At 42.2% G+C, this 5,704-nt stretch carries 5 protein-coding genes; all 5 read right to left on the bottom strand.

What is annotated here, in order from left to right:
* Positions 1 to 122 precede the first annotated feature (122 nt).
* Complete coding sequence (locus PUQ00_RS32115; protein WP_300423990.1) at positions 123 to 644, bottom strand: GNAT family N-acetyltransferase; 522 nt, start codon at positions 642 to 644, stop codon at positions 123 to 125.
* Positions 645 to 687: 43 nt separating this feature from the next.
* Entirely contained in the window at positions 688 to 1,503 is an 816-nt protein-coding gene (locus PUQ00_RS32110) for a DUF1838 domain-containing protein (protein WP_300423989.1), read from the bottom strand.
* A gap of 265 nt (positions 1,504 to 1,768) precedes the next feature.
* Positions 1,769 to 2,953: an AbrB family transcriptional regulator gene (locus PUQ00_RS32105; RefSeq protein ID WP_300423987.1), complete on the bottom strand. Its 1,185-nt coding sequence runs from the start codon at positions 2,951 to 2,953 to the stop codon at positions 1,769 to 1,771.
* A gap of 285 nt (positions 2,954 to 3,238) precedes the next feature.
* Positions 3,239 to 3,577, bottom strand: coding sequence for a hypothetical protein (locus PUQ00_RS32100; RefSeq protein WP_300423986.1), 339 nt, complete (start codon positions 3,575 to 3,577; stop codon positions 3,239 to 3,241).
* Between the two features lie 224 nt (positions 3,578 to 3,801).
* Complete coding sequence (locus PUQ00_RS32095) at positions 3,802 to 5,160, bottom strand: Rieske 2Fe-2S domain-containing protein (protein ID WP_300423984.1); 1,359 nt, start codon at positions 5,158 to 5,160, stop codon at positions 3,802 to 3,804.
* Positions 5,161 to 5,704 lie beyond the last annotated feature (544 nt).

The raw sequence follows: 5,704 nt of genomic DNA, 5'->3' as shown, positions 1-5,704 counted from the left end.
ATTGGGCATTGGGCATTGGGCATTGGGCATTGGGCATTGGGCATTGGGCATTGGGTTATTTTCCTAGTTGCCTTATCCGTTTGTCCCTAGTCCGCAATCCCCAATTTAGCGATCGCCAGACTTTAAATTATCCCTCTTCGCGTATCCGTCCAACCGTATGCAACCTCAACCAGTTGCACTGTGGCAATCTCGATTTGCTTTTGGTTAACCTGCCGACCACCAAGGCTTTGATAGAAATCGACTGCGGGGTTATCAGCTAGAACCCACACTAACATTGAACTAATATCTGATTGGAGCAGCCTTGTTGCGACGCTGGAAACTAGGCGATATCCTAAACCTTGGCGCTGGTACTTCTCCAGAATATAGATAGCATACAACTCACCTTGATAAATGCGATCGCCTGTCCTCTCTTTACCTCCATTAGCAAAACCAACTACTTGCCCAATTTCATCCTCAGCAATATATGTAAAATTATCCTGAGCTATATTGCTCAAAATTTTTACCCATTTTGTCTCTCGTTCTTCATAGGATAAATCTGCCAGAAACTTTGCTGGCATTAAGTTGCTATAGGTTGTCCGCCAAGCGTTTACATGGACTTTGGCGATGGCGGGTGCATCGGCTAAGTTTGCTTCTGGGATCACCATCAGCTATCTCCTGGCAAGAGTTCGATATTTCTTTTCAGCTAGTTTATAATTCTTCTGCTTGGGCAAGCGGGAAGATTTCACCAGCTAAGTAAGCCTCAAAGTGCTTTTGGAAGTACAACCAGGAAGTCATGTCTTCCCCATCTGTCAATGCTTTTGGGGCTTGCTTATATAAAGGAATACGGTTATTAATTTCGTCTTGCAGCAGTGGGGGCAGTTCTGTTAAACCATTGACTTTGCTGCCAATAGCACTATAAATCAGTTGACCGGGGCGATCGCTCATTTTCATCCAGGGAAGCCATTGACCAATCCGATCCCAACTCAGTTTAAGTTCAGAAACTGATTTAAGTGCTGGGTTGAATAAATCTGCGGTTGGCACTGTTAATTTAAACAGTTCTGCTGCCTGATAAATTGGATTTGGGCTGTATTCGGCAAATTTGCGATCGTCTGCTAATGGATTGGGGTAATAGGGAAATATATCAAAAACGAAGGTTGTGCTGTCACCATCTACTTGTGCGGGGAAATTTCCCTCAAACTTACCCTGCACAGGATTATTAGCAACGTGAATCACCGGAACTGTCTCGCCTGTCCAAGGATTCTCCCATTTGGACAAAACCTCATCTCTTTTTGGGTTGAGATAGTAAGTCAGTTCCCTAGAAGTAAAATCCCAGCTACCTTCTGCTGTGGGAATACATCGGCTAACGCTCAATCCCAGGATCTTAAACAGGAGTTGTCTTTTCTCGCCGGGGATAAAGGCGTAAATTTTACCTTTCCAAATCAGGAAAGTGGATTCGTTAGGATCGAGGGAAGAACGAGTTTTAACCCAGTGCTGGGCTTCAAGTTCTTGGATTTGGGCAACCATCTAAAGTATCCTTTGTATTTGAAAGGGAGTTGGGAGTAGAGACGCGATTAATCGCGTCTGTTGGGAGTGGGGAGTTAGGAGTTAGGAGTAGAGACGCGATTAATCGCGTCTGTTAGGAGTTTTATCTCCGGTTATCTAAAAGTCCTTAAAACCTTACCCTGTACTGACGGACATGCCTACATCCCTCTCCGAACTCACGGAGAGGGACAGGTTTTGCTATGCAAAACCAGGGTGAGGTTTTTTTGGGCTATTCGATAAACCATAATTAAACTGGTTCAGAAAGTTGCTCATCCAGACGGCGAAACAAAAACACCCAAAGTGGTAGGGAACTGTTAATTGCAATGAGTCGCACTAAATGACCAGTTGTGACAATTTCAACGTTATGATTCAATGCCAGGGAAACCAGGATCATTTCTGCTGATCCTCCTGGTGCTGTGACTAGCAGACAAGTTAACCAGTCCCAAGAGGTTAATTGCATCGCAAGTATAGCAGCGATCGCTCCGGCGATGAGAGTCATCGCTACAGACATCAAAGCATAGCCGATAGTCCGCTTCTTAAAGTTGGGTTTGTCTCCCCAATATTCACCAATAGTAATACCCAGGAGCATTTGACCCAATAAGTTAATTAAAGGCGGCGGACTAAAGCTAATATCACCCATAAAAGGCAGCCAATGTAGCAAAGGATTAAACCCGATACCAATCAATAATGCACCAAAGAAATCGCCAGCAGGAATTTTAAATAATATCGCTGGATAAACTACTAATCCAGTGATTAGCAGTAGTAACAAGAGTAATCCTAGTTGAGATGGATCGAAATTGATCCAAGCACGGTTGATTGGCAGGGTTTGGGGATAGTAATTACCAGCTGATGTCCTAGCGATGAGGGGAATTAGAAAAACTACTGAGGTGACGCGAATTGCCTGAACTAGAGCAACCAAGCTGACATTTTTATTGTAATCGGCGGCGATCGCTGCCATAATTCCTACACCACCAGGAACTGTAGCGAGCATTGCTGTCAATAGGTTGGTTTTGCTGACGCGGGAGTAAATGTAACCGATGCAACTACCACTCAGTAGCATAAACAAAGTCAGAAAAATCAAAATAGGAATACCAGAAGCAACACTAGCTAGATTAGCGTCGGCATTGGAAGCGCCGACAGTTAAGCCTACAAGTGCCATTCCCACTTTTCTAGCAGTGCGGTTAGGTTGGGGGAAATATTTATAAAAAGTTCCACACCCTTGAAGAACCACTGTACCAGCAGCAATCCCGCCAAATATCCAGGCAATCCTACCAATTTGGAACTTTGCGAGGAGTAAACCCAGAGGTAATGCTAGAAGCATTTCTAAGACAAGGACAATTAGTTGTTTTACAAATAGCTGTTGTTTGGTGACAACAGCATTTTCATCAGTGTGTTCTTCCAGGCTGGGAGCAACACTTATACTTTGATTCATCGATACAAGCTTTTTTATTAATTTAACTTATGTACTCAAGCTAACGCGTAGGCGTAGCCAGCCGCAGGCATCGCCCAAAATAACTAGTACAGCACGGCGGAAATCCAGCTACCATCTCAATTAACCAAGCAACTTGTTAATGATAGGCAAACTCCGCCAGATTGTACTAAGTCTAAATTTACCGCGTGTTCCATTCCCACAAAAATGCCTATAGACAGAGGATAGGGGCACAATAATCACTGTGCCCCGACAAATAATTTGTATTCCTTTCAATGGTTCAGCCGTTTAATCTTCATCAAGGGCTGGGAAAGCTTCCTCAAGCTGCCACAACCGATCTTTATTTTCAACGAACCAAATACGAGTTTCTGGAGTTAATTGACTCCAAATGTCTTCAACAGGAATGTGAGGAGATGCATATTGGTACTGCTGACCAAGTGATTTGAGATTATCCGCCACATCATGGGGAATTCCAAATTCTTCCCAGTCAACTGTGATACTTCTTCCTGAAACTCCGGCTGTGGGGTCGAAAATCAATTGTGCTGATCTGACTAAATCAGCAAAGTGTTTCGGTTTGAGTTTGGTGATCTCCTGAATTTGGAGTGATTCGTTATACTCTTGAGACATGATCGCCGCAGTGGTAAAGATTAGTAATGTATTGAATTTACTGCCAGAGATTTTTATCCCAATATTTTTACTTTAGCGCAGAGCCGTTAACTTGATCATGACTAAGATTATGGGTTAGGGATTAAGGATTGGGAAGAATTCTGATTCTAGTCTTTAGTTCTCAATACTTCTCTACCAGAGGCTGCGCCAACGGCAACGCTCAGTACAAGTCCCCAGTCCCTATTTTAGTGACGAGTATATGAACGCTCGAAGTGAGTTTTGAGTGTATGAGCGATCGCAGATATTCCAACTGCTATTATAGAAAGCGATATTGCTGCTATTTTGATTCTAGAATCATCTGTAAGTATTGCTACAAAAGCTAGAGCGATCGCTACCCCTATAGAGCTTTGTTTGACCGTATTTATCACTTGATAAGCTCGATTGCAAGAACTACAAATAAGTGTGTGGCGTGAGAATCTGTCTAGCAAAATTGGCTTTGCATTCAACTCGTCATTCTCAACATTTTTCCATGTGGAATAGCCCTGATAAAAAGGTAAAGACGACCCAAATTTATCTAGCCACTTGCGGTATTCAACCACTAATGTGTCAGATGTTTTCAGAGGCAAATATAGTTCTTTGAGACTTGTTCTTAAGCGTTCAATTTCTGACTGTTGTCCGACAATCAGGGGCAAATCCTGCTCCAATATTTTGTTCGTATTTAAATGATCGAGCCATCGGGGCCTCAGCTTGGCTCCCCAAGTCATAAAATTACGATAACCTCTAGCTAAAAGACGGCATCGCCCTTTGCCTAAAGGAATCGAATACAAAGCTAGTCCAAATGTCCAATCTCGTTCTTCAATATAAGCAGTGTTTAAAACAAGACTTGGAGCAACAAAATCAATATACTTCCAAGCTTCATTTGATTTGTTAGTTCCCCGCCACTTTCCTCGAATCCCCTGAACTGAACTCTCTAGCACTTCCATTTCTAGTGGTTGGGCATTTTTCCGATTACTACCACCCCTAGTGCCATGATGGCTAATAGCAACATGAGCAGGATCTATGACGTTCTCTACCAAGTATGTTTGATCATAAGGCAGATCCAATATAAAATCTGTATGCACGAATCCTGCCTTGTCTAAATCTGGCAGAATTGGGATAATTTCATCAACAGCAGTTTCTTTTTCGCCAGCCCACACCCAAATCATGCCTTGGCGTTCCACAACTTTAAAGGATGGCACGCAAGCATTGACTGGAATTTTCGCATCTGCTGGTAATTGGGGAATGTGCAGACATTGACCATCACTGCCAAACTGCCAACCGTGATATAAGCACTCAATTTTGCCGTTAATAATTTGTCCTTCGGAAAGTTTGGCTGTACGGTGAGGACAACGATCTGTTAAACAGATAAACTGTCCATTTTGGTTTTTGAACAAAACCAAGGGTTCATCGTACAAGGAAAAGCTATAAGGGCGGTTAGCAGGCAAGTCTTTCACAAAGGCGACGGGATACCAGCATTGTCTCCAGTTAAATTCTTGCTTCTCCTCAAGTGTCTCTAAGGTAGAAGTTGGTGTTGTCGCCTGTAGTGTCTTTGTTTCTAATGACATAGTTTTCTCCAGGTTTCTATGATTTTATATCTTTGGATTAGAAAATGCTTAGTCCCAGAGATATAAGACTCCCTCAGAAATAGTTGTCACCCTAAGCGTAGAAGCTATCGTTACTAGACTCACTATTTTTCACTAAGCTCATTATTTATCCGTTAAAATCACGATTTATCTTTTAAAGTCGTGGTTTTTTATTAAAGTCACGCTATTTTGCAATACTTGAAAGATGCGGAATATACTTAGAAAAACAACTCAAAGTTTAACACCTGAAGAAGAATTCTATTTCGGTAAAACTCAATGGTTAAACTCAAGACAGTGGTATTGATACTAGTCATGAGTAAACCCCCGCAAAAAACAAGGAAATCCCAATGATGGTTTAACTTGACACCAATGGCAAGACGCATACCCCACAATCAGTAGTTGAGTATTTTATTATTTAGTAGTCCCGAATGCGATCGCTGACAAAAAGCTAAAATATACATATATGTGGTAAGAGGGTGTTTGAAAAGTTTTGAGAAGTCAAATATTATGCCAAACGCCTCAGCAT

It is taken from the genome of Nostoc sp. S13 (genome assembly GCF_029379315.1).
Taxonomy (GTDB): Bacteria; Cyanobacteriota; Cyanobacteriia; order Cyanobacteriales; family Nostocaceae; genus Nostoc.
The sequence above is the reverse complement of the archived record's forward strand: the minus strand, read 5'-3'. Positions and strand labels throughout refer to the sequence as shown.

Coding starts and splice junctions, on each gene's coding strand:
- PUQ00_RS32095 (WP_300423984.1), bottom strand. CDS start 5,160: ATGTCATTAGAAACAAAGACACTACAGGCGACAACACCAACTTCTACC.
- PUQ00_RS32105 (WP_300423987.1), bottom strand. CDS start 2,953: ATGAATCAAAGTATAAGTGTTGCTCCCAGCCTGGAAGAACACACTGAT.
- PUQ00_RS32110 (WP_300423989.1), bottom strand. CDS start 1,503: ATGGTTGCCCAAATCCAAGAACTTGAAGCCCAGCACTGGGTTAAAACT.
- PUQ00_RS32115 (WP_300423990.1), bottom strand. CDS start 644: ATGGTGATCCCAGAAGCAAACTTAGCCGATGCACCCGCCATCGCCAAA.
- PUQ00_RS32100 (WP_300423986.1), bottom strand. CDS start 3,577: ATGTCTCAAGAGTATAACGAATCACTCCAAATTCAGGAGATCACCAAA.